The 26,639-nt window shown below is 69.9% G+C and carries 34 protein-coding genes; 20 read left to right on the forward strand and 14 right to left on the reverse strand.

Annotated features, from left to right (window positions below):
- Positions 1 to 6: 6 nt before the first annotated feature.
- The 5 genes from ASH02_RS23290 (at position 7) to ASH02_RS23310 (ending at position 4,160) form a co-directional block, all read left to right on the forward strand.
- Positions 7 to 684, forward strand: coding sequence for a YcnI family copper-binding membrane protein (locus ASH02_RS23290; RefSeq protein ID WP_056687632.1), 678 nt, complete (start codon positions 7 to 9; stop codon positions 682 to 684).
- Positions 681 to 1,883, forward strand: coding sequence for a copper resistance CopC family protein (locus ASH02_RS23295; RefSeq protein WP_056687630.1), 1,203 nt, complete (start codon positions 681 to 683; stop codon positions 1,881 to 1,883). The genes ASH02_RS23290 and ASH02_RS23295 overlap by 4 nt, the downstream gene beginning before the upstream one ends.
- A 42-nt stretch (positions 1,884 to 1,925) precedes the next feature.
- A complete protein-coding gene (locus ASH02_RS23300) occupies positions 1,926 to 2,708 on the forward strand; it encodes an isocitrate lyase/PEP mutase family protein (protein WP_056687628.1) in 783 nt (260 codons plus the stop codon).
- A 70-nt stretch (positions 2,709 to 2,778) separates the two neighbouring features.
- Positions 2,779 to 3,429, forward strand: coding sequence for a SatD family protein (locus tag ASH02_RS23305; protein WP_235532664.1), 651 nt, complete (start codon positions 2,779 to 2,781; stop codon positions 3,427 to 3,429).
- Positions 3,426 to 4,160, forward strand: a complete 735-nt coding sequence (locus ASH02_RS23310) for a hypothetical protein (protein ID WP_056687624.1) — start codon at positions 3,426 to 3,428, stop codon at positions 4,158 to 4,160. The genes ASH02_RS23305 and ASH02_RS23310 overlap by 4 nt, the downstream gene beginning before the upstream one ends.
- 26 nt (positions 4,161 to 4,186) lie before the next feature.
- Here the strand turns inward: ASH02_RS23310 and ASH02_RS23315 are convergent, their stop codons facing one another.
- The 3 genes from ASH02_RS23315 to ASH02_RS23325 all read right to left on the reverse strand — a co-directional run bounded on the left by ASH02_RS23315 (position 4,187) and on the right by ASH02_RS23325 (position 6,018).
- Positions 4,187 to 4,648, reverse strand: a complete 462-nt coding sequence (locus ASH02_RS23315; protein WP_056687622.1) for a DoxX family protein — start codon at positions 4,646 to 4,648, stop codon at positions 4,187 to 4,189.
- A 76-nt stretch (positions 4,649 to 4,724) separates the two neighbouring features.
- Positions 4,725 to 5,540 (reverse strand): pentapeptide repeat-containing protein, encoded by an 816-nt coding sequence (locus tag ASH02_RS23320; RefSeq protein WP_235532663.1) that lies wholly within the window; start codon positions 5,538 to 5,540, stop codon positions 4,725 to 4,727.
- Positions 5,541 to 5,565: 25 nt separating this feature from the next.
- The gene (locus tag ASH02_RS23325) at positions 5,566 to 6,018 is read right to left on the reverse strand and encodes a MarR family winged helix-turn-helix transcriptional regulator (protein WP_056687618.1); all 453 of its coding nucleotides are present in this window, start codon (positions 6,016 to 6,018) and stop codon (positions 5,566 to 5,568) included.
- 124 nt (positions 6,019 to 6,142) lie between these two features.
- Here ASH02_RS23325 and ASH02_RS23330 point away from each other — a divergent pair, with 124 nt between their 5' ends.
- The 8 genes from ASH02_RS23330 to ASH02_RS26500 all read left to right on the forward strand — a co-directional run bounded on the left by ASH02_RS23330 (position 6,143) and on the right by ASH02_RS26500 (position 13,239).
- Positions 6,143 to 7,597, forward strand: coding sequence for an MFS transporter (locus ASH02_RS23330; protein WP_056687616.1), 1,455 nt, complete (start codon positions 6,143 to 6,145; stop codon positions 7,595 to 7,597).
- Between the two features lie 109 nt (positions 7,598 to 7,706).
- Positions 7,707 to 8,615, forward strand: coding sequence for an ABC transporter ATP-binding protein (locus tag ASH02_RS23335; RefSeq protein ID WP_082564114.1), 909 nt, complete (start codon positions 7,707 to 7,709; stop codon positions 8,613 to 8,615).
- Positions 8,608 to 9,498, forward strand: a complete 891-nt coding sequence (locus ASH02_RS23340; RefSeq protein WP_056687612.1) for a hypothetical protein — start codon at positions 8,608 to 8,610, stop codon at positions 9,496 to 9,498. The genes ASH02_RS23335 and ASH02_RS23340 overlap by 8 nt, the downstream gene beginning before the upstream one ends.
- 13 nt (positions 9,499 to 9,511) lie before the next feature.
- Positions 9,512 to 10,438: an ABC transporter ATP-binding protein gene (locus ASH02_RS23345; RefSeq protein WP_056687609.1), complete on the forward strand. Its 927-nt coding sequence runs from the start codon at positions 9,512 to 9,514 to the stop codon at positions 10,436 to 10,438.
- Positions 10,435 to 11,202: an ABC transporter permease subunit gene (locus tag ASH02_RS23350; RefSeq protein WP_056687607.1), complete on the forward strand. Its 768-nt coding sequence runs from the start codon at positions 10,435 to 10,437 to the stop codon at positions 11,200 to 11,202. Before ASH02_RS23345 ends, ASH02_RS23350 begins: the two co-directional genes overlap by 4 nt.
- A 119-nt stretch (positions 11,203 to 11,321) precedes the next feature.
- A complete protein-coding gene (locus ASH02_RS23355) occupies positions 11,322 to 12,554 on the forward strand; it encodes a homogentisate 1,2-dioxygenase (protein WP_056687606.1) in 1,233 nt (410 codons plus the stop codon).
- Positions 12,554 to 12,922 (forward strand): YidH family protein, encoded by a 369-nt coding sequence (locus ASH02_RS23360; RefSeq protein ID WP_056687604.1) that lies wholly within the window; start codon positions 12,554 to 12,556, stop codon positions 12,920 to 12,922. Before ASH02_RS23355 ends, ASH02_RS23360 begins: the two co-directional genes overlap by 1 nt.
- A complete protein-coding gene (locus ASH02_RS26500) occupies positions 12,919 to 13,239 on the forward strand; it encodes a DUF202 domain-containing protein (RefSeq protein WP_056687602.1) in 321 nt (106 codons plus the stop codon). Before ASH02_RS23360 ends, ASH02_RS26500 begins: the two co-directional genes overlap by 4 nt.
- A gap of 39 nt (positions 13,240 to 13,278) precedes the next feature.
- On the opposite strand, the gene ASH02_RS23370 is transcribed toward ASH02_RS26500, so the two are convergent.
- The 4 genes from ASH02_RS23370 to ASH02_RS23385 form a co-directional block, all read right to left on the reverse strand.
- Positions 13,279 to 13,932, reverse strand: a complete 654-nt coding sequence (locus tag ASH02_RS23370; RefSeq protein ID WP_056687600.1) for a hypothetical protein — start codon at positions 13,930 to 13,932, stop codon at positions 13,279 to 13,281.
- 220 nt (positions 13,933 to 14,152) lie between these two features.
- Positions 14,153 to 14,581: a hypothetical protein gene (locus ASH02_RS23375; RefSeq protein ID WP_056687598.1), complete on the reverse strand. Its 429-nt coding sequence runs from the start codon at positions 14,579 to 14,581 to the stop codon at positions 14,153 to 14,155.
- Between the two features lie 407 nt (positions 14,582 to 14,988).
- Positions 14,989 to 15,609: a DUF6318 family protein gene (locus ASH02_RS23380; RefSeq protein WP_056687596.1), complete on the reverse strand. Its 621-nt coding sequence runs from the start codon at positions 15,607 to 15,609 to the stop codon at positions 14,989 to 14,991.
- A gap of 245 nt (positions 15,610 to 15,854) precedes the next feature.
- Entirely contained in the window at positions 15,855 to 16,877 is a 1,023-nt protein-coding gene (locus tag ASH02_RS23385; RefSeq protein ID WP_082564113.1) for a 5'-3' exonuclease, read from the reverse strand.
- 107 nt (positions 16,878 to 16,984) lie between these two features.
- On the opposite strand from ASH02_RS23385, the gene ASH02_RS23390 reads away from it, so the two are divergent.
- Positions 16,985 to 17,437: a hypothetical protein gene (locus ASH02_RS23390; RefSeq protein WP_056687594.1), complete on the forward strand. Its 453-nt coding sequence runs from the start codon at positions 16,985 to 16,987 to the stop codon at positions 17,435 to 17,437.
- On the opposite strand, the gene ASH02_RS23395 is transcribed toward ASH02_RS23390, so the two are convergent.
- The gene (locus ASH02_RS23395; protein ID WP_056687755.1) at positions 17,427 to 17,939 is read right to left on the reverse strand and encodes an O-acetyl-ADP-ribose deacetylase; all 513 of its coding nucleotides are present in this window, start codon (positions 17,937 to 17,939) and stop codon (positions 17,427 to 17,429) included. The genes ASH02_RS23390 and ASH02_RS23395 overlap by 11 nt on opposite strands.
- Before the next feature lie 101 nt (positions 17,940 to 18,040).
- Between ASH02_RS23395 and ASH02_RS23400 the strand changes: the two genes are divergently transcribed.
- Positions 18,041 to 19,072 carry a hypothetical protein gene (locus ASH02_RS23400; protein ID WP_056687592.1) on the forward strand — a complete coding sequence of 344 codons (1,032 nt, stop codon included), beginning with the start codon at positions 18,041 to 18,043 and terminating at the stop codon, positions 19,070 to 19,072.
- Between the two features lie 80 nt (positions 19,073 to 19,152).
- On the opposite strand, the gene ASH02_RS23405 is transcribed toward ASH02_RS23400, so the two are convergent.
- A complete protein-coding gene (locus tag ASH02_RS23405; RefSeq protein WP_056687590.1) occupies positions 19,153 to 19,743 on the reverse strand; it encodes a hypothetical protein in 591 nt (196 codons plus the stop codon).
- Between the two features lie 41 nt (positions 19,744 to 19,784).
- A complete protein-coding gene (locus ASH02_RS23410; RefSeq protein ID WP_056687588.1) occupies positions 19,785 to 20,858 on the reverse strand; it encodes a class I SAM-dependent methyltransferase in 1,074 nt (357 codons plus the stop codon).
- A 127-nt stretch (positions 20,859 to 20,985) separates the two neighbouring features.
- Here ASH02_RS23410 and ctlX point away from each other — a divergent pair, with 127 nt between their 5' ends.
- The 5 genes from ctlX (at position 20,986) to ASH02_RS23435 (ending at position 24,161) form a co-directional block, all read left to right on the forward strand.
- The gene (gene ctlX, locus ASH02_RS23415; protein WP_056687587.1) at positions 20,986 to 22,017 is read left to right on the forward strand and encodes a citrulline utilization hydrolase CtlX; all 1,032 of its coding nucleotides are present in this window, start codon (positions 20,986 to 20,988) and stop codon (positions 22,015 to 22,017) included.
- Between the two features lie 62 nt (positions 22,018 to 22,079).
- Positions 22,080 to 22,466, forward strand: a complete 387-nt coding sequence (locus ASH02_RS23420) for a DUF5709 domain-containing protein (protein ID WP_056687585.1) — start codon at positions 22,080 to 22,082, stop codon at positions 22,464 to 22,466.
- An 82-nt stretch (positions 22,467 to 22,548) separates the two neighbouring features.
- On the forward strand, positions 22,549 to 22,956 hold the full coding sequence (locus tag ASH02_RS23425; protein WP_056687583.1) for a phage holin family protein: 408 nt from the start codon (positions 22,549 to 22,551) through the stop codon (positions 22,954 to 22,956).
- Complete coding sequence (locus ASH02_RS23430; RefSeq protein ID WP_056687581.1) at positions 22,946 to 23,158, forward strand: DUF3618 domain-containing protein; 213 nt, start codon at positions 22,946 to 22,948, stop codon at positions 23,156 to 23,158. The genes ASH02_RS23425 and ASH02_RS23430 overlap by 11 nt, the downstream gene beginning before the upstream one ends.
- A 10-nt stretch (positions 23,159 to 23,168) precedes the next feature.
- Positions 23,169 to 24,161, forward strand: a complete 993-nt coding sequence (locus tag ASH02_RS23435; RefSeq protein ID WP_056687579.1) for a TIGR03557 family F420-dependent LLM class oxidoreductase — start codon at positions 23,169 to 23,171, stop codon at positions 24,159 to 24,161.
- 9 nt (positions 24,162 to 24,170) lie between these two features.
- On the opposite strand, the gene ASH02_RS23440 is transcribed toward ASH02_RS23435, so the two are convergent.
- The 4 genes from ASH02_RS23440 to ASH02_RS23455 all read right to left on the reverse strand — a co-directional run bounded on the left by ASH02_RS23440 (position 24,171) and on the right by ASH02_RS23455 (position 26,615).
- Positions 24,171 to 24,845: a DUF6766 family protein gene (locus ASH02_RS23440; protein WP_056687752.1), complete on the reverse strand. Its 675-nt coding sequence runs from the start codon at positions 24,843 to 24,845 to the stop codon at positions 24,171 to 24,173.
- A 97-nt stretch (positions 24,846 to 24,942) separates the two neighbouring features.
- A complete protein-coding gene (locus ASH02_RS23445; RefSeq protein ID WP_056687577.1) occupies positions 24,943 to 25,335 on the reverse strand; it encodes a hypothetical protein in 393 nt (130 codons plus the stop codon).
- 48 nt (positions 25,336 to 25,383) lie between these two features.
- Complete coding sequence (locus ASH02_RS23450) at positions 25,384 to 25,608, reverse strand: CDGSH iron-sulfur domain-containing protein (RefSeq protein WP_056687575.1); 225 nt, start codon at positions 25,606 to 25,608, stop codon at positions 25,384 to 25,386.
- Positions 25,605 to 26,615: an iron-containing redox enzyme family protein gene (locus ASH02_RS23455; protein WP_056687573.1), complete on the reverse strand. Its 1,011-nt coding sequence runs from the start codon at positions 26,613 to 26,615 to the stop codon at positions 25,605 to 25,607. Before ASH02_RS23455 ends, ASH02_RS23450 begins: the two co-directional genes overlap by 4 nt.
- Positions 26,616 to 26,639 lie beyond the last annotated feature (24 nt).

Genomic DNA, 26,639 nt, shown 5'->3' on the forward strand with positions numbered 1-26,639 from the left:
AAGCACATGAACCTCTCACGCACGATTGCCCGACTCGCCCTGCTGCCCGCCGTGGGGGCGACCCTCCTGCTCGGGGCCGGCGCGGCCTCGGCGCACGTCAGCGTCACCGCCTCGGAGACTGCCGCCGGCGCCTACACGGTGCTCACCTTCAGCGTTCCGCACGGCTGCGACGGATCACCGACGAAGAAGGTCGCGATCCAGCTGCCCGAGGAGATCGTGGCCGCCACCCCGACCCGCCAACCGTTCTACGACGTGGAGAAGGTGATGGAGAACCTGGACGCCCCGATCAAGGACGCGCACGGCAACGAGATCACCGAGCGGGTCGGCCAGATCGTCTACACCGCCAAGACGCCACTGCCCGACGGCCAGCGCGACACCTTCGAGGTCTCGGTGCAGCTGCCCGACGCCGCAGGCGCGACCCTGGACTTCCCGACCATCCAGACCTGCGTGAAGGGCGAGACCGCCTGGACCGAGGTCCCCGCGGACGGCCAGGACGCCGAGGAGCTCGAGGCGCCGGCACCCAACGTCGTGATCACCGACGCGGAGTCGCACGCCGACTCCGGCAACGCGTCGGACCGGGAATCCGACGACGGGGTCAGCCGACTGGCCATCGCCGGACTGGTGGTCGGGCTGCTCGGCCTGCTCGCCGGTGGCACCGCCCTGTCCCGCAGCCGCAAGGCGTGAACACACGACTCGACCGGTCCACGCCCGCCGGCCGCGGTGGGCGTGGCCGGGTGGTCCGGCTACTGCTGACCGCAGCGTTCGCGCTGGCCACCGTGGCGCTCGGGGCCGGGCCGGCCTCGGCCCATGCCCAGCTGGTCGCCAGCACGCCCGGGTCCGGCGCGGTCGTGGCGCAGGCCCCCGCGAGGATCACCCTCGAGTTCAACGAGCGCGTGGTGGCGCGTGCCGCCGAGACGCACGTCTTCACCGGCACCGGCGAGGAGGTCGCGGTCGACGTGGACACGGTCGACCGCGACGTCGAGATCACTCCCACCGGTCAGCTTCCCGAAGGCACGGTGGTGGTGGCCTGGGCGGTCACCTCGGCCGACGGCCACGAGGTCAACGGCTCGCTCACCTTCGCGGTGGGCGCGCCGACCCCGGGGAGCACGGCGAACGACGCGTTCGCCGCACCGGTGACGACCGGGCTGTCGTTCGCCCACGGCCTGACCCTCGCAGCCGGTGCGCTCGCGGTGCTCGGGTTGGTCGCGCTCCTCCTGCTGGGTCGCGCCGGCCGGTGGCTCGAGGCCTGCTGGCTGGTCGCACTGGCCGCCGCGGTGCTCGTCGTACCCCTCGCTGCCGTGCGTGAGGGTGCCGGTTGGGTCGGCCTGCGTGACTGGACGCACTGGGTCGACGGCTGGCTCACCTGGCGCGGACTGCTGGTGGCCCTGGCGGTGGTGGCGGCCGCCGGTGCGGTCTCGGCGGTACGCCGCCCGAACCGGTGGCCCGCACTCGTCGCCGCACTGGTGCTGGCCCTGGCGACGCCGGCCGCGTTCGCCGTGCCGGGCCCGGCGGCGTCCGAGGCGACCGGTCAACCGGGCGGCAGTCCGGTGGCCGAGGCGTCGGCGTCGGAGCACACGCTGCGGATGACGCTGGACAGCGTGGTCACCGGCACGACCGGATTCCGGCTGGAGGTCCTCGACGAGGCCGGCACGCCGGTCACGCCGTACGCCGACCCGCGGGTGCGCGCCACGACGGACGGGCTGGACCTGGTCCTCGACCTGACACCGGACGGCCCCGGCCGGTGGAGAGGCACCGTCACCCTGCCGAAGCCGGGGGAGTGGAAGGTCGAGGTGAGCGTGCGGTTGTCGGAGTTCGAGAACCCGGTGCTGGTGTTGCCGTTCCGGATCGGCACGCCCGCGACAGGAGGTGGTGGAACCCACTGAGCCGCGAGCCAAGCTTGGGTGCGTCGGAGTAGCGTCGGCGCCATGGCTGACCAAACCACAATTGACCGGGGCGCCGAGCTGCTGCGCCTCCACCAGGACACCAAGCTGCTCACCGTCGTGAACGTCTGGGACGTGATCAGTGCGAAGGCCGTCGCCGGCGTGGAGGGCACCACCGCGCTCGCCACCGCGAGCCACTCGATCGCGGCCTCCCGCGGCTACGAGGACGGCGAGAACATTCCCGTCGACGAGATGGTCGAGGAGTGCCGCCGCATCGTCGCGGCGACGTCCTTGCCGGTCTCGGCCGACCTCGAGGGTGGGTACGGCGACCCGGCGGAGACGGTCCGCAAGGCGATCGGTGTCGGTGTCGTGGGCGCCAACATCGAGGACCAGATGCGACCGCTCGCGGAGGCCGTGGCCAACGTCGAGGCGATCATGAAGGTGGCCTCCGACGAGGGTGTCGACTTCGTGCTCAATGCCCGCACCGACGCGTTCGTCAAGGCCGGTGACCGCGACAAGGGTGAGGTGCTGGCCGACGCGATCGAACGGGGCCGCGCCTACCTCGACGCCGGTGCGCCGGTGGTGTTCGTGCCCGGCAAGCTCGACGAGGAGCAGGTCTCGGCACTGGTCGACGCGTTCGGCCCGCAGCGCCTCACCCTGATCGGCATCCCGGGCGGTCCGGCGCTGGCGCGACTCGAGCAGCTGGGCGTGGCCCGGGTGTCCTACGGCCCGATGTCGCAGCGGGTGGCGTTGACGGCTCTCCAGGAGCTGGTCGAGGCGGTCCACGCCGGAGGCGGCGTACCGCCGACGATGCGCACCCTCAACTGAGTCCCGGGCGCCCCACCTCGACAGTGAAGCAATATGCTGCATTCCATGAAAAAGAAGGTATCTTCTTCATATGGCCGGAATGAAGCAGGACGCCACCGTCACGCTGATCGGGGACGTGGTCGGTTCGCGGGTCCCCGACGACCGGGCGGTCGTGCACGCCCGGCTCGAGGAGGCCCTGGCCGACGTCAACACGGAACTGTCGCCCGCCGTGCCGCTGTGGATCACGGCCGGCGACGAGTACCAGGCGACCTTCGCCCGCCTGGGTGACGCGCTCGCCGCCACGCTGCGGCTGCGCCTGGCCCTGCTGCCCGACCTCGACGTGCGCCACGGACTCGGCTGGGGTGCGGTCACGGTGCTCGGCACGTCCCCGCGGATCGAGGACGGCCCGGGCTGGTGGGCGGCACGCAAGGCGATCGTGCGGGTGTCGACCGACGCGGGCCGGGCCTCGCTGGGTCGCGTGCGTACGGCGTTCGAGGTGGCCGACGACGCCGCCCGTCCTGACGCGGCGGCGATCAACGCAGCCCTGCTGGGGCGCGACGGCCTGGTCGGTGCGATGTCGGCCAGGTCGTTGTCGGTGCTGCGTGGTCTGCTGTCCGGACAGACCCAACGAGAGGTCGCCGAGACGGAGGGCGTCTCCGCCTCGGCAGTCTCCCAGCGGGTGCGCCACGACGGCATCGCACTGGTGGTGGCCATCGACGAACAGTTGAGAGGAATCGAGTGAGCTGGTTGGGACTGCTGCTCATCGGAGTGGCGCTCACGGACCTGTCCTTCTCGATCCGCCCGCGGGCCTGGCTGCCCGAAGGCCTCGGCGCCCTCGCGGTGGTCGTCCTCGGACTCGTCGCCGGGCTCACCTCAGCACTCGACCTGGTCGCGCTGGTGGTCATCGCGGGAGTCGTGCTGGCCTGGGGCCGCACGGTCACCCTCGGCTTCGGTCGCGGCCGACCAGCGGTGCCGCTGCTCGTGCTCGGTGGTGCGCTGGCCGCCGCGATCCTCTTCTCCGGCCTGGCCGGTGAGGCCGGCGGGCTGCTGCAGCGCTGGCTGGACGACGTACGCCTGCCGTTGCTGGCCGGCATGGACGCCGACCGGGCGCTGCTGCTGCTCGGCGCCCTGGGCGTGCAGCTGAGCACCGGCAACGTGCTGGTCCGCCTCGTCCTCGCGGTGACCGGCACCCTGAACCCGGCCAAGCACGGCACCGCGTCCGACCCGGAGGTGCAGCTCAAGGGTGGCCGCCTGCTCGGCCCGATGGAGAGGGTGTTCATCCTCTCCCTCGGTCTGGCCGGGCAGGTCACCGCGGCCAGCATCGTGGTGGCCGCGAAGGGGCTGCTGCGCTTCCCCGAGCTCTCCTCCCGCAAGGACCAGGTGCGCATCCACCAGCTCACCGAGTACTTCCTGGTCGGCAGCTTCGCGAGCTGGCTGGTGGCGCTGGCCGCTCTGGTGCTGCTGGCCCGGTGACCCGCCGACGGTGCACCGGTGACGGCTCAGCTCGCGCGCAGCTCCGGCTGGCGGTCGACCGGCCGTCGACGCGTGAGCAGGCCGTCGACCGACAGGCGTCCGGCTCCCATTCCGGCCAGCAGGAGCCCCAGCACGCCGAGCACCAGCACCAGCTCGTAGCCGCCCTCGGCCGCGAAGAAGGCGTCCCGGTGCACGAACCACCAGGCGCCGGCCATGTGAAGCGCCCACAGCGCGCCGATCACCGGGGTGAGTGCCCCCAGGGCAATCAGGACACCGCCGCCGATCTCGAGGGCGATGGCGAAGGCTGCCGCCGCACTCGCGAAGGGAATCCCCATCGCCGCGAAGCCGTCGGCCGTGCCGGCGAGCCCTTGCTGGTCGAGCTTCTGCCAGCCGTGCGCGACCATCACCGTCCCCAGGACGAATCTCACGAGCAGCAGGACGGCGTCCTGGCCGGGAGTGGTGGAACGGGTCCCGAGTGGGAACTTCATGCGGTCTACCTCCGAGGTGATTGACAATTGAACGATCACCGTACGGAGCCGAATTGAGAGGTTCCTGAGAGCCCGGTCAGGACCAGTGCGACGGTCGGGTGAGCGCTTCGCTGAATCGCGTGGCGGCGTCGCCGCGTGCGGCGTTGACCTGCATCTGCGTGAGGAACAGGGCGTCTCTCAGGTCGGCACCGGCCACGTCGGTGCCACGCAGGTCGGCGCCGAGCAGGTCGGCTCCACGTAGGTCGGACCCGCGCAGGTCGGCTCCGATCATCAGCTTGCCGCGCAGGTCTGTGGCCCGGAGGTCGAGGCCGGCCAGGTCCTGACCGGCCAGGTCGTCCCGACGCACCCGGGCGTGGTCGGCACCCCGGGCATGCTGCCCGCGGGCCGAGTCGCTGGCCTCCCGGAGCAGGGGAGCGACCTCGAGCCGGTGCGCGTCGACGTCCACCCCGAGGACGTCGTACGGCGTGCCGTGGGTGAGCGCCTCGGTGGTCGCCACCATCGCGGTCAGTCGTGCGCGCAGGTCGGTGGTGGCGGTGTCGTCGGACAGTGCGCCGAGCGCATCGCCCAGGTAGAACAACATCTCGTGCAGCCGGCGCATGCTGCCGAACACCTCGAACATGTCGCGGGACTGCTCGGGGTGGGACCGCCAGGTCTGCCCGTCGTACAGGCGCTGGGTGACGGCCTGGCCCGCGCCGAAGCAGTCGTACGTCGTGCAGCCGACCATGCCCAGCGGCCGCAACCGGTCATGGACCGAGCAGCCGAAGCCGGAGTCGAGGTTACGGCAGGGCTCGCCGCCCTCCTTGCTGAAAGCGAAGTCCGCCGAGCGGGTGAATGGCAGGGCCACGCAGCACAGCCCCGCGCAGCTGCCGCAGTCCGCGACGAGTTCGACCATGCGGACCATTCAACAGGGGGAGTGATCAGCGGCGCGGCCAGGGCCGACCGTCGCGCGCCTCGATCTCCCCGTTGAAGCGGCGCAGCAGGTCGGCCAACGTGGCGACGTCCTCCTCCGGCCAGTCCTCGAGCACCCGGCGCAGGCCGCGGATGTTGGCGCGCCGGTCGGCGAGGAGCTGGTCGCGCCCCGCCTTGGTGACCAGGAACTTGCGGGCCAGGCCGCCGTCGGGGTCGGGGATCCGCTCGACGAGGCCGTTGCGCATCATCGCGGCGGTCTGCCGGTTCAGGGTGGAGGCGTCGAGGCTGAACGCCTCGGTGAGCTGGCCGATCGACATCGGTCCCTGGGCGTGCAGCCGGGTCAGCAACGTGTAGGCGCTGCGGTCGAGCCGCTTGCGGCCGGTCTCGTCGTGACGCACGGGGGAGAGGTACCTGCCGAGCAGCAGTGCCTCGCGCTCGATGTCCTTGAGCCGATCGCCCACGTGTCCTCCTTGGCGGAACTGATCCTCCGAGACGTCCGGTCCACCCAAGGGGCAGTGGAGCCTCCGTCGAAAGTGTAACGCACACAACATGTGCATCATGCACATCGTGTGTAGGATACAAGTCATGTCCACGACCCTTGCTGCCGACGAGCAGACCTCCACACCACCGGTCCACTCCGGCGCCATCGTCTTCGTGCTGTCGGTGGCTGGCATCACCGCCGCCCTCATGCAGACCCTCGTCGTGCCACTGATCGGTGACCTGCCCAGGTTGCTGGACACGTCGGCTTCCAACGCGTCCTGGGTGATCACCGCGACGCTGCTGACCGCGTCCGTGCTGACGCCGGTCAGCGGCCGACTGGGCGACCTCTTCGGCAAGCGGCGGATGATGCTGCTCTGCTCCTTCGCCCTGATCGTCGGTTCGGTCGTGTGTGCGCTCGCCTCCTCGGTGGCGCCGATGATCATCGGCCGCTGCCTGCAAGGGGCCGGCATGGGACTGATCCCGCTCGGCATCAGCGCGATGCGCGACGTCCTGCCGCCCGAGCGCCTCGGCACCGCGATCGCCCTGATGAGCGCCTCCCTCGGTGTCGGCGGCGCCCTCGGCCTGCCGATCGCCGCCGGCGTCGCGGAGCACACCAGCTGGCGGGTCCTCTTCTGGGGTTCGGCCGCCCTCGCCGCGCTGATCTCGGTGCTGATCGTCACGCTCGTGCCGCACACCCCGATCACCGCGATCGGTGCCCGCTTCGACTACGTCGGCGCCGTCGGGCTCGGCATCGGCCTGGTCTGCCTGCTGCTCGGCGTCTCCAAGGGCGCCGACTGGGGCTGGGGCAGCGGCCTCACCGTCGGCCTGCTCGTGGTCTCGGTGGTGGCCTTCCTGGCCTGGGGCTGGTTCGAGCTGCGCACCACCGACCCGCTGGTCGACCTCCGGGTCACCGCGCGCCCGGTCGTGCTGCTCACCAACGCGGCGTCGCTGGTCATCGGCTTCGCGATGTACTCGCAGATGCTGATCCTGCCGCAGCTGCTGCAGATTCCGACCGAGACCGGCTACGGCCTCGGCCAGTCGATGTTCGAGATGGGCCTCTGGATGATGCCCGGCGGACTGGTGATGATGCTGGTCTCGCCGATGGGCGCCAAGCTCTCCCATCTGCGCGGTCCGAAGGTGACTCTCGCGCTGGGTGCGTTCATCGTCTCGGTCGGCTACTTCTCCGCCGTACTCCTGATGGGGTCGACGTGGGGCGTGATGGTCGCGGTCTGCATCTGCAGCACCGGCGTCGGCCTGGCGTACGGCGCGATGCCCGCCCTGATCATGGGCTCGGTCCCGTTGTCGGAGACGGGCTCGGCGAACAGCTTCAACACGCTGATGCGCTCGGTCGGTACGTCGGTGAGCGCGGCCGTCGTCGGCGTCGTGCTCGCCCAGATGAGCACGGACTTCGGACCCGTGTCGCTGCCCACCGAGAACGGCCTCCGGGTTGGGTTGCTGATGGGTGCCGGTGTGGCGCTCGTGGCCGCGCTGATCGCCCTGTCCATCCCCACTGGCGCCAGCCGCCGGGCTGAGGAGAGCATCGAGCACGCCGCGGCCTGACCGAGCTGGTGTCGAACGGCGAGAGTTCCCCAGAACTGGCGAGGCCTGATTTCCTCCGGCCCCTAAGGTGTAAGGGGCGGCGCGAGCCGGGACCGGAGGGGGCATCGTGATGCTGATCCAGACCCACGACCTGACCATGCAGTTCGGACAGGTCACGGCGGTCAGCGCCCTGAGCATCGACGTGTCGACCGGCGTGACCGGGCTGGTCGGGGCCAACGGTGCCGGAAAGTCCACGCTGCTCAAGATCCTGCTCGGACTGCTGCCAGCGACCAAGGGTTCGGCGCACGTGCTCGGTCTCGACGTGACGACGGACGGGCCCGCGATCCGCGAGCTGGTCGGCTACATGCCCGAGCACGACTGCCTGCCACCCGACGTGTCGGCCACGGAGTTCGTCGTGCACATGGGCCGCATGTCGGGCCTGCCCACCACGGCAGCGCGTGAGAGGGCTGCCGACATCCTGCGCCACGTCGGGCTCTACGAGGAGCGCTACCGGCCGATGGGCGGCTACTCCACCGGCATGCGGCAGCGGGTCAAGCTCGCACAGGCACTGGTGCACGACCCGAGTCTGGTGTTGCTCGACGAACCGACCAACGGCCTCGACCCGGCCGGACGCGACGACATGCTCGCGCTGATCCAGCGCATCGGCACCGAGTTCGGCATCTCCGTGATCGTCACCTCCCACCTGCTCGGTGAGCTCGAACGGGTCTGTGACGGGCTGGTCGTGATCGACGGCGGCCGCCTGCTGCGGCACTCGACCACCGCGTCGGTCACCGCCCAGACACCGATGGTGACCGTCGAGGTCGACGGCGAGCCGACCGCCCTGCAGGCCCGGCTGGCCGACGCGGGAGTGGCCGCCCGGGTCGACGGGAAGCTGCTCACCGTGGACGTCGGCGACGACACCGCCTACGACCTGGTGCGCGACGTCGTGGCCGAGCTCGACCTGGGCCTGGTCCGGCTCGAGCGCCAGCGCCATCACATGACCGAGATCTTTTCGAGCCCCGGCCCGCGCGATGACTGACCAGCAGAGGGGCCCGGCCGGCGCGATCCACGACATCGGCTACCGGCACTACGACGGCCCGCGGCTCGGCCCGGCGTACATCCGTCGCGCGCTCTTCCTCGAGACCCTGCGCGGCGCCTTCGGCCTGGGCCGGTCCGCGCGCTCGAAGGTGATGCCGCTGCTGCTGCTTGCCGTGATGGTGCTGCCGGCGCTGGTGGTCACGGTGGTGACCAGCTACATCGGCTTCGACACCCTGCCGCTCGGCTACACCGAGTACGTCGTCACGCTGCAGGTCGTCGTCACGGTGTTCCTCGGCGCCCAGTCGCCGGTGGTGATGTCGCGCGACCTGCGGTTCCGGGTGGCGCCGCTCTACTTCTCGCGCCCGCTGAGCCGCAGCCAGTACGTCCAGGCGAAGTACGCCGGCATGGTCGCCGCGCTGGTCGTGCTGATGGGCCTGCCCCTCACGTTGCTGCTGGCCGGTGCGTTGCTCTCCAAGCTGCCCCTCGACGAGCAGCTGCCCGACTACCTGCGGGCGATGGCCGGCGTGCTGGTCTTCGCGTTCGTGCTGGCCGGCATCGGCCTCGTGATCGCCGCGCTGACGCCACGACGCGGGGTCGGGGTCGCCGCGGTGGTCGGCGTACTCCTGGTCCTGTCCGGCATCCAGGCCACCGTCCGTGCCCTGGCGGGCGAGCTGGGCAACGACACGTTCACCGGGTACGCCGGGCTGCTGTCGCCGTACCCGCTGGTCGACGGCGTGACCGCGGGCGTCTTCGGTGCGGACTCGTCGTTCGGGGAGGGCCCGCCCGGCGCTCTCGGTGCGCTGGTCTTCACCGCGGTCGCCGTGCTCTTGGTCGTGGTCTGCTACGTCGTGCTGCTGGCCCGCTACCGGAAGGCCCTGTCATGAGAGGGGTTGGGTCGTGAGTGTCGTCGAGCTCGACAAGGTCTCCCGCTGGTTCGGCAACGTGGTCGCGGTCAACGACGTCACGATGCGGCTCGACACCGGCGTGACCGGACTGCTGGGCCCCAACGGGGCAGGCAAGTCGACGCTGATCAACATGATGGCCGGCTTCCTGGCGCCCTCGGCCGGCACGGTCACCCTCGACGGGCGCCCGCTCTACCGTGACCCGGAGATCTACCGCGAGGTCGGCCTCGTGCCCGAGCGCGAGGAGATGTACGACGCGGTGAGCGGCTGGAACTTCGTGCTGGCCAACGCCAAGCTGCACCAGCTGCCCGACCCCGAGTCCGCCGCGCGGCAGGCGATCGCGACCGTGGAGATGGCCGACGCACAGGACCGTGACATCCGCACCTACTCCAAGGGCATGAAGCAGCGGATCAAGATGGCGACCGCGATCGTGCACGAGCCCACGGTGCTGCTGCTCGACGAGCCGTTCAACGGCATGGACCCGCGCCAGCGCATGCACCTGATGGAGCTGCTGCACGAGCTGGGCGACCAGGGCCGCACCATCCTCTTCAGCTCGCACATCCTCGAGGAGGTCGAGCAGATCGCGGCCCGGATCGAGGTGATGGTGTCGGGGAGGCATGCCGCGTCGGGTGACTTCCGTGAGATCAGGCGGCTGATGACCCAGCGGCCGCATCAATACACGATCCGCTCCAGCGACGACCGCGCCCTGGCGTCGGCGATGATCGCCGAACCGTGCACGTCGGGGGTCGAGCTGTCCGTCGACCCGCACGGCGTCAGCGCCGTACAGGTGCAGGCCACCGACTACTCGGCCTTCGTGCACGCGCTGCCGCGGCTCGCCTCTCGCCACGGCATCCGGCTGCTCGAGGTGCACCCGGCCGACGAGTCCCTGGAGAGCGTCTTCTCCTACCTGGTGTCGCGATGAGCGGGCTCGCGTTCAACGGCACCGTCGCCTCCCTGACCCGGCGAAGCCTGCTCGGCCGCAAGCGGACCCTCGTGCTCGCCCTGCTGCCGCTGGCGCTCCTGGCGCTGTGCATCTTCGCGCGTGTGCTGGGCGGGATCGACTCCGGCATCGAGCGTGAGCTCTCCGGACGCCTGGCGCCGGACCTGCTGGCCGCGTTCGGGATCGCCATCCTGATGCCGCTGCTCGGCCTGATCGCCGGCACCGGCGCGATCGGTCCCGAGATCGACGAGGGCTCGATCGTCTACCTCCTGGCCAAGCCGCTGAACCGCTACTCGATCATCGTGACCAAGCTGGTCGTGGCCGTCGGGGTGGTGGTCGGCTTCGGCGTGCTGCCGGTGGCGGTGGCCGGGGTCGTCCTGACCGGTGAGGTCGGCGCGGTCACAGTGGCCTTCACCGTGGGCGCGCTCGCCGCGGGTGTGGCCTATGCGGCGGTGTTCCTGCTGCTCGCGGTGGCCAGCCGGAACGCGGTCGTGCTCGGCCTCATCTACGCCTTGATCTGGGAGTCACTGGTCGGTGGGTTGGTGCCCGGCGCGCAGGCGCTGAGCATCCAGCAGTGGTCCCTCGCGGTGGTGGAGCGCCTTCTCGGCGACGACGCGTCCCGGCTGGGCGTCGACGCTGCCGTCGGCCTCGGCACCGGCCTGACCCTGCTCGTGGTCGTCACCGTCGCCGCGACGGTGTACGCCGGGCGTCGGCTGCAGACCCTGCGGCTCAACGACGAGACCTGAGGGTCTGCGACGACGTTTTCCCGACAGCGCCGTGCGCCAGCGTTGACAGGTCGCAGCGTGCCGGAGGAAGATTCATATTCGGACGCAAACGTCCGAATATCGACCATTCGGAGTTCAGCATGGCCTACTACCGGAGCCTCGGCGAGATCCCCTCGAAGCGGCACACCCAGCATCGTGACGCTGCCGGGAACCTCTTCTACGAGGAGCTGATGGGGGAGGAAGGCTTCAGCTCCGACTCGTCGTTGCTCTACCACCGCGGTGTGCCGTCGGCGCTCGTCGACTCCCAGATCTGGGAGCTGCCCGACCTCTCCACCACTCCGAACCACCCGCTCAAGGCGCGGCACCTGCGCCTGCACACGCTGTTCGTGGCCGGTGAGAACGGCGACGCGGTGACCGGGCGACGCCTGGTGCTGGGCAACAGTGACGTCCGCATCTCCTACGTGGTCACCGGGGAGGATGCGTCGCCGTACTACCGCAACGCGATCGGCGACGAATGCGTCTACGTCGAGTCGGGCGGGGGCGTCGTCGAGACCGTCTTCGGGAGCCTGCGCTACCGATCGGGTGACTACGTCGTCATCCCGCGGGCGACCACGCACCGGTGGGTGCCCAACCAGAGCAGCCGGCTCTACGCGATCGAGGCGAACAGCCACATCCACCCGCCCAAGCGCTACCTGTCCCGGTTCGGCCAGCTGCTCGAGCACGCGCCGTACTGCGAGCGCGACCTGCACGGCCCGACCTCCCTCACCGAGCTCGTGGGGGCACATCGCGACGAGGTGGAGGTCGACGTGCTCGTGAAACATCGCGTCAGTGGACGGGTCGTCGGTACCCGCATGCGCTACGCGACGCACCCGTTCGACGTGGTCGGCTGGGATGGCTGCCTCTATCCCTACACGTTCAACATCGACGACTTCATGCCGATCACCGGCAAGATCCACCAGCCGCCGCCGGTGCACCAGGTCTTCGAGGGGCACAACTTCGTGATCTGCAACTTCCTGCCGCGCAAGGTCGACTACCACGAGCTGTCCGTGCCGGTGCCGTACTACCATTCCAACGTGGATTCCGACGAGGTCATGTTCTACGTCGGCGGTGACTACGAGGCCCGCAAGGGCTCCGGCATCAACCTGGGCTCGATCTCGCTGCACCCGGGCGGCTACGCCCACGGTCCGCAGCCCTCGGCGATCGAGGCCTCCCTCGGTGCGGAGTTCTTCGACGAGTCCGCGGTCATGGTCGACACCTTCGCCCCGCTCGAGCTCGGTGAGGGTGGGGTCGCCGTCGAGGACGACGCCTACGCCTGGACCTGGGCACAGCGCGGGCCCGATGCCGACGGCTCGGCGATCTTCAGCAACTCCTGATGGCCCGCTTCCCCTCCCGCGTCTTCGGTGTCGGCGACGAGCCGGACCCGCGGTTCACCCTGGCCAACGAACGCACGTTCCTCGCATGGATCCGGACGGCGCTCGCGCTGCTGGCCGGCGCTGGTGCGATCAACGCGATCGACCTCGACTGGCCGCAGTGGCTCTCCGGAATGGCCGCGGCGATCCTCGCTCTCACCGGGCTGGCCTGCGTGCTCTTCGCCTGGCTGGGCTGGGCCAACGTCGAACGCGCCCTGCGGCTGCGCGCCCCGTTGCCGGGCGGTCGGGCCCACCTCGTGCTGATGCTCGGGGTCGGCATCGTCGCCGTGCTGGTCGGGGTGGGCTCGGTGTTCGCGGAGCTCACCCGGTGAGTCGCGACTCCGGCCTCCAGCAGGAGCGCACCCAGCTCGCCTGGTCACGCACCGGCCTCAGCGTCGCCGTGGCTGGCATCTTCGTCACCGTCCATGCGTCGTACGACGGCCTGTGGTCGGGCGCAACGGTGGCGTTGGCCGGTGGGCTGGTCGTCGGCTTCGCTGTCGTGCGCGAATGGCGGCACACCTCGGCCGTGGCGCATGCGGACGAGCCGGCGTACGACCGGATGATCGCGCACGGCGGGCTCCTCGCCGTGCTGGCCGCGGTCACGGCCGCGCTGCTGGTCGTCGAGCTGCTGATCGCGCTGCCGGGCTGACGGGTCGTGCGGGTCGCACCCGGGCCTGGTCGTCTCGAATCAGGACTCGCTGACCTGGCGGGCCAGGTTCCTTGTCGTCGTACGGCGCTCGCCGTCGGACAGTCCGGACACAGCCTTGCCCGCGACCATCAGCGCGGCGTCGCCGGTGCCGGTGACATCCATGCGGAGCACCGTGACGTCCTCGCCCGCCAGCTCGACCTCGCCGACGGACGGGCCCGACTCGGCGTAGTCCATGAGGGCTTCCTCGTCCAGCTCGGCGGCCCGGCCGAGACCTGGGAGCATCACGTTGAACGCTGCCTGTTCGCCGGCCTTCGTGGCGATCAGCGTCACCACGAGGTCCTCGTCGCCCACGGTGAACGCGCACTCGATGAAGACTCCGGCCGCGGCGTCGAGCGGGCTCAGCCCGTCCTCGAGCTGCGCCGCCATCGGGTCCTCAGCGGGCTCCTCGGTGCTCGAGTGGTTGACGTCGACCCTCGTCGTGGTGATCTCGCCCTCGGCGCCCGCACCGTCGAGCGCCTCGGACAGGTTGAGGTCGAGAGGACAGGTCTTCGCACTGTCGCCCGCTGTCTCGGCGATCCGGCGGATGTCAGCGACCGCGATGCTCGGCTGGTCTCCGGCGGCCTCGGAGTCGCAGGCGACCAGGCCGGCGAGTGCGATCGGTAGCAGCGCGATCAGCGTTGCGGGGCGTCTCATGTGCCCAAGCATGGCCTGTGGGGTCTGGTTCAAACAGTCGGCTCGTCCGGGCGCCGCCGCGATGCTCATTTGAACAGGCAGTTCGTCGTACGCCGGCTCTCCTTGAGCGTGGCGTGCCCCTTCCGCCCGCGAACTGCATGTCCAAGTGAACAGGTCGTCCGGTCGAGCCACGATGCCGCGCACGGTCAGCGGTCCGGTGCGACGTGCTCCGCGGGTGCAGTCAGTTGTCGACGAGGGTGGGGCGGCCTTCGACGATGCGCAGGTCGACGCCGTTGCCGGGCATGGTCACGGTGCCGGTGACGGTCAGCCAGGGCCCGCGGTCGACGCGGTAGCGGGCCGAGTAGTCGACGTCCACGCTGGGCTGCACGGTGACGTGGGCGTCGACGTACTGGTGGGAGATGTAGGAATCCATCGGGATGCTGGGTTGGTACTTCAGGCCGGGGGAAGTGCTGGTCTGGGTGGTGCCGTCGCCGTGGTGCCAGGTGAAGGAGGACGGCGTGATCACGAGCTCGACGCGGCGGCCGAGGAGTCCGATGGTGCGGTGGATCGGCTCGGCCTCGGTGCGGAACAGGGTGTCGAAGTTGACCAGCGTCCTGCCGCCCGGCGGCTGCACGATCATCCTGGGCTTGGGCAGCTGGATCCGCTTCATCGCCCGCAGGATGAGTGTCTGGGTGATCGGCTCTGTGACCGTCCCATCGCCAAGGCACTTCAACCCGATCTCTTGTTCAGTTCCGCCCGATGGCGTGTAGAACTCCCGCACGACGGTTCCGTCTTCGCCACATTGTGAGGCCGTCTCGCAAACACCGCCAGTCTGAGCCGGCCCGCACAGCGGCTCATATCGGTACGTGCCAGTTGGGCAGTTGGAGGAAACCGGTGCGAGAGTTTCGGCTTTGGTGCCCAACGCGGTGAACCCGGAGCCGGAGGCCTTCGCATCAGTGTGCTGAGACACCGATCGTGTCCCCGCATTGGTGCAGTCCTGAGCGAAACCGATGCCATCGGTCTGGAGAACGACGGCGACGGAGAGCATTCCGAGAAGCATGAGACCGATCATGAATTTCATGATTCGGCCTCGACTTCCCACAAGTCGATCTTGAAACTCCCGTCACTTCCGCCGCTCACGATGAACGCGATTTGTTCGGTTCGGCTCGGGACCTTGTCCAGCTTGGCGCCTGAGGCTTGTCGACTGCGCTGGCGGGAACTGTGCAGCCCGATCTCAACGCGATAGGCGGCAGGTTCGCTAGTTCCGATCCGGGCAACGTGCAGGCTGCGCAGTGTGTGCTGCCCCCCGCGGATGAAGCCACCGTTCTCGTGGATGGTCCTCAGCGCTGTTACGCCGTCGTTGCACGGCCCGCAGTTGGGTCGAGCGAGTGTCTCGAGCTTCTTGACGTCACCGGTGAGCTGGGCGTAGTCGACGAGCTGCCAGTAGTAGCGGACCAGCAACTCGGCGCCGCGCTTGCTGTCCTCGCCCATTCCGTCTGGCTCGGGAGGCTCGGTGGGCTCGGCATCGGCCGTCGTACTCGTGGTGGGGGAAGGCGTCGTCGTGTCGCTCGGCGTCGACGTGGGGTCCGCGTTGGAGTCGGGGTCGTCGTCCGAGCAACTTGCGGCGAACAGGACCAGCGCAAGCGCCAGGACCAGCGCGAGCACCCGCCGAGCAGAAGAAGCGAGCGAAACGGTCATGTGGCGTCCTTCCCGAGAGAACCACCGGCAGCCTATGCACTGCTGTCGCTCTCCGGAAGCCCATGGCCGCGGCCTGTGGAGAACCCGCCGAGGCGAGCGTGCCCCGTCCCGCAGAGCCGCGGCGTCCCGTCCGACAGGTAAGTGGACGCGGACGATGCGGTGACGAGCGTGACCGGTGGGCGTGGAGCTGCTGGTTGCCTGTCGCACGGGACGCCGGCCCCGGGAACCGCAGGTGAAACGGCCGGTCAGGTCCAGTGCGCGGCGGACGATGCAGGCGCGCCGGTCAGCACGCGCATCGCCATCGTCGTGGTCGCCGGAACGTTCAGGTGCCCCAGCACCCGCGCCACCCGTTCGACGTCGAGGGGCAGCAACCCCGGAGTGCCGGGTACTTCGGGAGTGAGCCCGAGGTCGAGGTCGTCCTGGCCGCCCATGATCTTCACGTTGAAGTCGTAGCGCTCCCGGGCACCGGGCGCGGTCAGCCGCTTGAGCAACGTGGCGCCGAGACGCCGTACGCCGTGCTCCTCGGCCCACGAGTCCAGTGCTGCGACCATCGTGGCTCCCTCGCAGTGGTCGATGTCGGCCCACACCGCGTCCATCGACCCCATCGCGTCGAGCAGGATCGGGGCGGTCTTCTCCCCGATGCCTGGTACCCCGGGCAGGTTGTCGCTGGCGTCTCCGCGCAGGGCGGCGAAGTCGAGGTAGTTCGAGGCGTCGACACCGTAGAGCGCGCGCAGGCGGGTCGGGTTCAGCAGGGGCGAGTTGGCCATGCCGCCGTTGATCAACCGGAGCACCTGCGTGTGGTCGCTGATGTGCGCGAACGAGTCGCGGTCACTGGTGACGATCACGCAGTTCCAGTCGTTGTCGCGCGCCCAGGTGGCGGCCGACGCGTTGACGTCGTCAGCCTCGAGGCCCGGCGGAGTGAGGGTGGCCAGTCCGAGGGCGTCGAGCAGGGCGCCGGCCCGCTCGAGCTGGTCGACGAGCGCAGCGTCCTTCGGTGCGCGGCCCGCTTTGTACTCCGGGTAGAACGACTCACGCACCGACGAGACCCGGTCGTCGATGCCGAAGATCACGGCATCGGGGGCGAACTGCTCGATCGCCTCGATGATCTGGCGCAGCATGCCGTGCAGCGCCCACGCCGGCCGCCCGCCGCGGTCGACCAGGCCGGTCTCGGCGCGGGCGTGGTGGTTGCGGTGCAGCAACGACGGCGCGTCGACGGCCAGCAACAGCCGGCGGCCGCCCGGCTCAGTGGGGATCTTGGAAGGGCTCATGGTGTGGTCCGCATCCTACGGTCGGACTCCTCAGGGACCCTCGGGTGTGCAGCGGCAACGCACGGGGTGGAAGGATGGGGTCGTGCACCAGGTAACCGGAGGATCAGATGTCTGACAGGGAAGACGACTACTGCGAACTCTGCGACCTGAAGTTCAGCAACTGCGTCCACGGAATGCCGAAGCCGGTGGCGCCTGCGGAGCCGCCGAAGGCGGTGCGCAAGCCCCGGGTCGCCAAGCCTGAGAAGCCCGAAGCGGACAAGGTTTCTCCGGCGCGGGTCACCACGAGTACGCCGCGCGCAGCGCGACGCTGGACCGCACCCGCCGACTTCATGCCGCACATCGTGGCCGTGCTCGACGAGGCCGGCCAGGCGCTGTCCACCGAGGACGCGTTGGCCAGGATCGAGGAGCGGATGGCCGACCAGCTTCGTCCCGGCGACCTCGAGAGGTCTCCTCAGGGCGAGCTGCGGTGGCGTACGGCGGCCCGCAAGGCCCGCCTCGAGCTGGTGAACACTGGCCTGCTGAGCGCTGACCAGCCGGGAGTCTGGCAGCTCAACGACTGAGCCCCAGCTCGGCCTCGACGTCGTCGTACGCACCCTTGTCGAACGCGACCAGGTGCACGACCTGCACGGACGTGGGGGTCGACTCGAACACCTCGAGCGCGGCGGCGATCGAGTCGCGCCGCGGCCAGCCGTAGACCCCGGCGCTGATCAGGGGGAACGCCACGCTGCGCGCACCCAGCTCGTCGGCGACCTCGAGGGATCGCCGGTAGCACGACGTGAGCAGACTCCGGTCGCTCTGGCCGGCGGTGAGGTTGGGCCCGACGGTGTGGATGACCCAGCGCGCCGGCAGGTCGCCCCCGGTCGTCCATCCCGCGTCGCCCGTGGCCAGGCCGTCCGGGAACCTGGCGACACAGTCCGCGAGGACCCGTGGCCCGCCGGCCCGGTGGATCGCACCGTCGACGCCGCCGCCACCGCGCATGCGGTTGTTCGCCGCGTTGACCACGGCATCGACGTCGAGCGTGGTGATGTCGCCCCGGACCGGAGTGATCTGCGGTGTGCCCATGTCGTCGATTGTGCCGGGTGACATCGGCGGCGTCATCGGGGACGGACTGCTGCACGCCACCTGCCCACACCACCGGCAGGACGGCGCCGTATGTTCTGCCCGTGACCACCAATGAATCCGGGCCGGCCGAGCTCGCCGGGAAGCTCCTCGACGCGCAGGTCCGCTTCCACCTCGACCAGCTGACCGGTGACCGGCTCGCGGAGACGGTCTCGGGGCTTGCCGACGACCTCTTCACCGCGGCGGGCCAGCACCAGCTGGCCGACCTCGTCGACCGCGAGGCGGTCAAGGCCATCGTGGCGCGCGCCCTGGTCACGGTTCCGGGCAGCGCCGCCGTCAGTGGCATCGTCGAGCTGGCCGTCTCCGTGGCGTACGACGGCCCGGCCGAGCCGTTCCCCGTCGGAGACGTGGTCGCCCGTGAGCGCGTGGAGGCGCTGCTCGACGAGGTGCTCGGGCTGACCCCGGTCCTCGAGCGGGCACTGGAGCGCCTGACCGACAGCCCGCAGGTGGGCACGGTCGCGTCACGGTTCATGGGACGCATCGTCGGCGAGGTGCTGCAGGCCAACAAGGCGGTCGCCGACAAGGTGCCCGGGCTCGGGTCGCTGATGTCGTTCGGCACCAGCGCCGCCTCGAAGGTGATGGGCGCTGCCGACAAGCAGTTCGAGGGGCTGATCGGGGACGCGGTGGGCAAGAGCGGCACGTTCGCCGTACGCCGCCTCAACCGGATCATCATCGAGACCCTGCAGGACCCGACGACCCGCGAGGCCGTGCTTCAGGTCTGGGACCTCGTGGCCGCCGAACCCGTCGCCGGCGTGGAGCGGCACGCGACCCGCGAGGAGATCTCGGGGATCGTGGACGCCGCCCATGACCTGGTCATCACGACGGTCGGCGACGCGCACGTCGTACGCCTCGGTGAGGTCGTCGTCGACGCGTTCTTCGACCGGTTCGGCGGGTTCACGCCGACCGAGCTGCTCGACGAGCTCGACCTGACCCGCGACGACCTGGTCGCGGACCTGGTCCGCATCGCGCCCGCCGTCGTCGACGCGATGCAGGAGTCCGGCGAGCTCGAGCGGATCATCCGGGCGCGGCTCGAACCGTTCTACGCCTCCGACGAGGTCCGGTCACTGCTGGGATAGAGGGTGGGGCGCCCGCCGTCGACCGGCCGTTGCCGACCGGTCGACGGGCCCCACGGGTTGGACTGCTCAGGTTGGATCGCTCAGGCTGACTCGAACCAGGGGTGGTGCAGGTCGTAGAACGTGGCTCCCTGCATGACGGAGTCGAGCGCCTCGCGTACGTCGGCCGGCGGTTCGATCTTCTCTCCCTCGCGGGCGCTGGCCTCGTCGGTGAACGCGATCGTCTCCGTGAACGTGCCGTCGTCCTCGAGGGCGAGGGTGGCGCCGAGGATGTCCGGCCGCATCTGGTGCAGCATCTCGGTGTCGGCCATCATCGCCTTGAGTCGGCTCGGGTCCTCGACCTTGCCGCGGATCACCTGGACGAAGCCGGCGGTGTCGGATCCGCCGTCCATCATCAGGGTCACGTCGTCGCAGTCGTGGAACTCCACGGGCCCGTCCATCAGCTCCATCATCCGACCGGCCCACGCGTCCTGCTCGGGCCTGGCCGAGTTCTCCATCGCGGCCTCTCTCGACTCGAACCGGACGACGCCGATGAACATGTCGTCGTCGGTGAAGCCGTAGGTGCCGCCGAGGAACCCACGGGCCGTCGGGCCGAGCTCCTCGCGCCACGAGTCCGCCATGGCGTGCAGCTCGTCCTGTCTCGTGCACTTGCCCTGGATGATCTGGATGAACATGTGATGCCTCCTTGCAGTGGTGGGGATGTGGGTGTTGTTGATCAGGGGCGCAGCTCGAGGATGAGATTGACCGGCGTCTCGGTGGCCCTGCGGAACCGGGTGAACCCGGCGGCGGTGGCGATCTCGTGCAGCCTGGCTTCACCGGCCTGGGCGCCCAAGCCGGTGGCCACCTCCTGGGAGAGGCTCGAGGGGGTGCAGATCACGGTCGAGGCGGCGTAGAAGACCCGGCCGATCGGGTTCATGTTCTCGGCCAGACGGTCCTTCGCGAACGGCTCGACCAGCAGCACTGCGCCATCGTCGGCGAGTGCCGCGCGCGCGTGCTCGAGTGCGCCGAGCGGGTCGCCCATGTCGTGCAGGCAGTCGAAGAAGCAGATCAGGTCGTAGTCGGTGCCCGGGAAGTCCTTCGCCCTGGCAACCGCGAACTCGGTGTTGCCGCTGACTCCCTCCTCCTCGGCGGCCTGGACCGCGCGGATGATCGAGCTCTCGTGGTAGTCGAAACCGTGGAACGTCGACGCCGGGTAGGCGCTGGCCATCAGGGTGCTCGACGCGCCGTGCCCGCAGCCGACGTCGGCCACCTTCGCGCCGTGGCGCAGCTTCTCCTCCATGCCGTCCATGGCCGGGATCCACTCCGTGGTGAGGCTGGTGCGGTAGCCCGGTCGGAAGAACTGCTCCGTGCCCAGGAAGAGCTCCGGGTCGTGCTCGTGCCAGCCGAAGCCGTGGCCCTCCTTCATGGCTGTGGCGATCCGCGGGTAGTCGCGGTAGACCGACGACACGATGTGGTAGCCGCCGACCATGTACGCCGGGCTGTTGGCGTCGGCGAACACCATCGCCTGCTCGGGGGAGAGGGTGAACATGTCGGATGCCTCGTCGTACTCCAGGTAGCCGCTGGCGGCCTGGGCGGCCATCCACTCGTGCAGGTACGCCGAGGGGACGCCGGTTCGCTCGGCGAGCATCGTGGGGTTGGTCGGCGTACCGTCCGTCATCGCCTGCCACAGGCCGAGGTGGTCGCCGATCATCACCAGCGCGCCGTTCAGGGCGGCGCCGATGTCGGTGATCGCCTGGCCCGCCAGTGCTTCAAGCAGTTGTTCGTCGAGCGCACGTGTCGTGGTGCTCATCGCGGGTCCTTCTTCCGCATCGGGGCATGACCCCCGCCCCTCCAACGTAGATCGGCAAAGGCGCCGGTGGCATCACCGAAACGGGTGGTTTCGGCGCACGTGCGGCGCATGGTCTAGATTCCGCTGGGTGAGTGCCCAAGCCCCTTCCGCAGTGATCCTGATCCGAGCCAAGCGCTTCACGCCGAACCCGGCGACCGCGGCCGACAACGCCTTCCAGTCCGATGCACCCGCAGGGCAGTCCGAAGACGCCACCGCCACCCGCGCGCTGGCCGAGATGGACGCCCTGGCGAATGCACTCAAGGATGCCGGCGTGCGGGTGCACGTCTTCGAGGACGAGGACCACACCCGCCCCGACAGCGTCTTCCCGAACAACTGGCTCTCGACCCACGCCGGCGGCAACATCGCGGTCTATCCGATGTACGCCTCCAACCGCCGCCACGAGCGACGGGCCGACGTGCTCGAGATGCTGAAGTCGTCGTACCGGGTGCAGACGATCATCGACTACTCCGGCCTCGAGCCCGACGGCATCTTCCTCGAGGGCACCGGTGCGATGGTGCTCGACCACGTCTCGCGGGTCGCCTACACCGCGCGCAGCCACCGTGCCGACACCCATGTCCTCGAGCGGTTCTGCACCGACTTCGGCTACGAGCCGATGGCCTTCGACGCGGTCGACTCCGACGGCGTGCCGGTCTACCACACCAACGTGATCGGCTGTGTGGGCACGGACGTGGCGCTCTTCGCCCTCGGGATGATCCCCGACCTCCGCCGCCGCGAAGAGGTTCGTGAACGGCTCTCCGTCAACGGTCGCAGGGTCGTCGAGATCACCGAGCACCAGGTGCGTGAGTTCGCCGGCAACGCCGTCGAGCTGTGCGGTCGTACGCCGGAGGGCAAGCGCCGCTACATCATGGCGATGTCCGCGCGGGCCCGGCGCAGCCTGACCCCCGAGCAGGTCGAGGCGATCGAGGAGTCGTGCGAGATCGTCGACGTCGAGATCCCGACGATCGAGCTCGCCGGCGGATCGGTGCGCTGCATGATCGCCGGCGTGCACCTCGACCGTCGTCCGCTCGAGGCCCCGCCCGAGCTCACCGAGGCGGTCGAGGCGATCAACGAGGACCACCCGGTCACGCCCGACGGCCGCTTCGTCGCCATCGCCGACTGACGGCGTACGTCGCCGAACCGCTGGCGCTGGGGTTCTCCGGGGTAGCGGGTTAACGTCGGGACATGAGCGATCAACTGCAGCCAGAGGACACGCTCGACGACAGGGGCGTGGACGACATCCTCGACGAGGGCATCTCGCCCCCCGAGCGACCACGTGGCGTGACGGCCAAGGGCGTCACCGCCCGCGAGGAGCTCGAGGGCGAGTCCATCGACGAGCGACTCGCCCAGGAGGAACCCGAGGTCTGGGACGGCGTGCAGGCCGAGGTCGACGCGGACATCCTCGACGGCCCGGTCACCGGTGAGGTGGGTGAGGAGCGCGCCGGACGGCTGACCAGTCCCGACGAGGGCATGGGCGAGGACGACGAGTCGACGTTGGTCGGCCACGACGAGGGTATCGACGGAGCCGGTGCCTCCGCCGAGGAGGCTGCGATGCACGTCTTCGAGGAGTAGGTCGGCCGGGGTCTGGCCCTCGCCACGGTGGGTACCGCGTGGGTGACCCGGCACGTCCTCACGCAATCCTCGGGAGGCTCCGATGACTGATCCTGATCCGGCGGCGACGCCGTCGACCGCCGAACTCCTGCGCCAGCTCTCCGACGACACCCGTCGCCTTGTGCGCGACGAGATCGGCCTGGCCAAGGCGGAGATGACCGGCAAGGCGAGGAGTGCCGGCATCGGCGCCGGGCTCTTCGGGGCCGCCGGAATTCTCGGCCTGTTCGGTCTCGGCACCCTGATCACCACCGTGATCCTCGCCCTGGCGCTGGCCATGGACGCCTGGTTGGCCGCCCTGGTGGTGACGCTCGTGCTGTTCGCGGCCACCGGCGTGGCCGCGGTCGTGGGCAAGAAGCAGGTCGCCGAGGGGACGCCGCCGACGCCGGACAAGGCGGTGGCCAGCGTCAAGCAGGACATCAACGAGCTGAAGGGAGCCGGCCATGGCAACTGACGAGACCCGTGGACCCGTCGGAGAAGCTGAGTTCGAGCGCGACATCGAGGAGACCCGAGAGCGCCTCGGCCAGACCCTGGAGCAGCTGGGCGAGAAGTTCGACGTGAAGAAGCAGGCGCGCTCGCACGTCCCGCAGCTGGCAGTGGCCGCGGCCGTGGCCGCCACCCTCACCGCACTGGTCATCTGGCGCCGTAGGCGCTGAGGGTCGAGCGATGGTGGAGTTCGGCTACACGCTGATGACCGAGCAGGCCGGCCCCGTGGACCTGGTGCGCCACGCGGTGGCGGCAGAGGAGGCCGGCTTCGACTTCCTGGTGATGAGCGACCACTACTCGCCGTGGCTCGTGGAGCAGGGCCACGCGCCGTACGCCTGGAGCGTGCTGGGCGCGGTCGCCCAGGCGACCACCCGGATCCCGTTGATGACCTACGTGACCTGCCCGACGATGCGCTACCACCCGGCCGTGGTGGCCCAGAAGGCAGCGACGATGCAGCTGCTCTCGGGTGGGCGGTTCACGCTGGGGGTCGGCAGCGGGGAGAACCTCAACGAACACGTCGTCGGCGCAGGGTGGCCTGCGGTCGACACGCGTCACGAGATGCTGGCCGAGGCGATGGAGATCATCTCCGACCTGTTCGACGGCGGCCTCGTGGACTACCGCGGCATGCACTTCCAGGTGGATGCGGCACGGCTCTGGGACCTGCCCGACCAGCGGGTGCCGATCGGGCTGGCGGTCGGTGGTGCGCAGGTCACGGAGCGTTGCGCACCCCTGGCCGACCACCTGATCGGCGTCGAGCCCGACGCGGAGCTGGTCGCGGCGTGGAACCGTACGAAAGGAGCCGCGCAGATCGGCACCGACGGCACCCGCGGCATCGGGCAGCTCCCGATCAGCTGGGACCCCACCGACGCGGACGCCGCGACGGCACGGGCGCACGCGCAGTTCCGCTGGTTCGGCGGTGGGTGGGCGGTCAACAGCGACCTGCCGACGACGTCCGGGTTCGCGGGGGCCTCGAAGTTCGTGCGGCCGGAGGACGTCGCCTCCTCGATCGTGTGCGGCCCCGACCTCGACGCGATCGTCGACTCGGTCCGACCGTTCTGGGAGGCCGGCTTCACCGACGTGGCCGTCGTACAGGTCGACGGGTCCACGAACGACCGCTTCCTCGACGAGGCGGCCCGGCCGTTGCTGGACGCGCTGCGCGAGGCGGCGGGCTGACCAGCAGGGTCAGCCCTCGATGCCGGTGGCGGTGTGCGCCGAGCCCACCGGCTTGCTCTCCGGTGACCCCCGCTGCCGCAGGTAGATCGCCAGGACGGCCATCGAACCGACCGCCAGGAACTCCGACTGCCAGTTCTGCAGGGTGCGTGCCCAGAAGTCCGCATTCGCCAGGTAGGCGTGCCAGGAGATCGGGTCACGGCGTTGGCCGAGCCGGGTCTCGTTGTACGCCGCCCAGCCGCCGATCGACTGGCCCAACCAGGACAGGAAGAAGATCGCGGACATGACGAGGGCCAGCGACCACGAGTAGATCGTCGTGCGCAGGCCGCCGACCCGCGCCCACAGTGGCGAGTCCTCCGTGGCGTACGGGCCGACCTTCTGGTCCTCGTCGGACTCGAGCCCCGCCTTGTGCAGCACCTTCGACTCGGGCGACCCCTTCTGCAGGAACCAGACCGTGGCCAGGATGTAGAGCAGGAACTGGAGGTACTCGCTCTGCCAGTTCTCCATCACGTCCACCGCGAAGTCGGCCGACGTCAGGTACGTGCCGATCGGGATCCGGTCCGCGCCCTCGCCCAGCTGCTGGTCGTTGACCTGGTGCCAGCCGGCGAACGCCTGGCCGACCAACGCCGCCAGGAACAGGACGGCGAAGAAGATGCTGAGTGAGTTCTCCCTGACGAAACGACGCATCGTCATCTCACCTCACTGGTGCCGCAGGGCGATGGCAAGGCTGTAGGCGAGCCCTGCGGCGATCATGGCCAGGTATGCCACGAAGACGACACGCATCTCAGCCTCCCTGGAGTTGGCAGTCGTAGGGCTTGGAGTGCCGGACCGTGCAGCCGGCAGCGTCGACCCGCCAGTCGCCGTCGTGGCGCGAGAGGAACAGGGTGTCGTGGTCGTAGCGCACCTGGCCGGTGGTCCCGAACACGGCGACCTCTCCTGCGCTGCCCGGTGGTGGCAGCCGCTCGTCGGCCAGTGCCTCGTCACACGGCGCACCGGCAGACTGCACGAGGTCGTCGCGGGTGGTCGGCGCGAGCTGGGCGCAGGCCCGCGCCCAGTCACCGGCCTCGACCGCCTGCTCGAACTCGCGGGCCGTTCGTCGTACGTCGTCCTCGTGGCCGGAGCTGCACGCGCTGCACAGGAGCAGCCCGGACAGCGTCAGCGAGACAAGACGGAGCATGTCCTTCCGTACCCCGCCCGCCGAAGTCCATGCCGTCAGCCGGTGGTGTCACGCGACCGAGGGGGCGGTCCGTGTCACGAACTTGTGGGTGCCGTCGCACCACGGCAGGCGCTGCGACCTCTCGCAGCGGCACACCGCCACCACCGGCCTGGTGACCGGATGCTCGATCCCGTCGCTGTCGACCCAGGTGGCTGCTCCCCGCACCAGGAGGGGCCCACCAGGGCATGCCTGCGTGCGCACGTCCTGCGCGTCGGCCGTGGGGACTTCGCTCATGCCGGCGCCTCGACGAGCTGGTGCGACTCCCAGGTCTCCACCAGCGTCTCGGAGGCGATCGCCTCGACCCGGAGACAGGTCGCGGCGCCGAAGAGGACGTCGTCGGCGAGGCCGGGTTCACCCTCGACCATGGCCGCGCAGATCGAGCGGATCGCGAGCTGCTCGTGCACGGCGTCGGCCTCGACGTGCTCGTCGAAGTAGCGCGCCGTCGCGGCAGGCAGGCCGAGGCGCTCGATGCCGGAGAGGATACGTCGACACGGTGCCGAGCTGGTTGCCTCGAAGGCCGCGAGATGACCGAGGGAGGCACCGCGGAGCCGACGGCGCAGCGCGAACAACGACATCACGTTGTTGACCGCGAGCGTGGTGGCATCCGCCTCCTCGATGTAGGCGCCGTACGTGCTGTCGAGACCCAGCGCGTCGAGCGCGTCGGCGAAGAGCCCGGCGTGCAGTCGGTCGGCACGGCCGGCCCCGTACTCGTCGTACTGGAGCTCGGCCAGGGCGACCTTGGCAGGGCCGTCGATGCGGGGGAGCACGAAGCTCTGCGGATCCGACTCCTTGAGGTGGTAGATGCTGCGCCGGCGCATGAAGTCGGCGAACTGCTCCGAGGTGGCGCGCCGCTGCAGGAACGTGGCCAGCGAGCCGCCGTCGAGCTCGTCGATGAGGCCGCTCAGTCGGTTCGTGAAGCAGCCACCGGCGCGGTTGGCCCGTCGTACGTCGTCCGCGGTGAGGTCGCGGAGCAGGCTCTCCAGGGAGGCCTCGAGCATGCCGCGCGAGTGGATCAGCAGCGGGTCCCACTCGAGATCGGGGTCGACCGAGTCGAAACCGCGGTAGTGCAGCTCGAAGAGCATCCACAACGCCAGCTGGAAGTCCTCGTCGTGGAGGATCCGGTCGGCAGGGCGCGGCAGTGAGGTCACCGAAGACCAGTCCATGGAGCCTTGCGTGGCCCGTCCGGACAGGACCAGCCTCACCTGCTGGCTCAGTGGACCGCGCGGTGCGGGCAGCTGCATGGGTGACCTCCATGGGATGAGCGG

Source organism: Nocardioides sp. Soil796, from assembly GCF_001429525.1.
Classification (GTDB): domain Bacteria; phylum Actinomycetota; class Actinomycetes; order Propionibacteriales; family Nocardioidaceae; genus Nocardioides.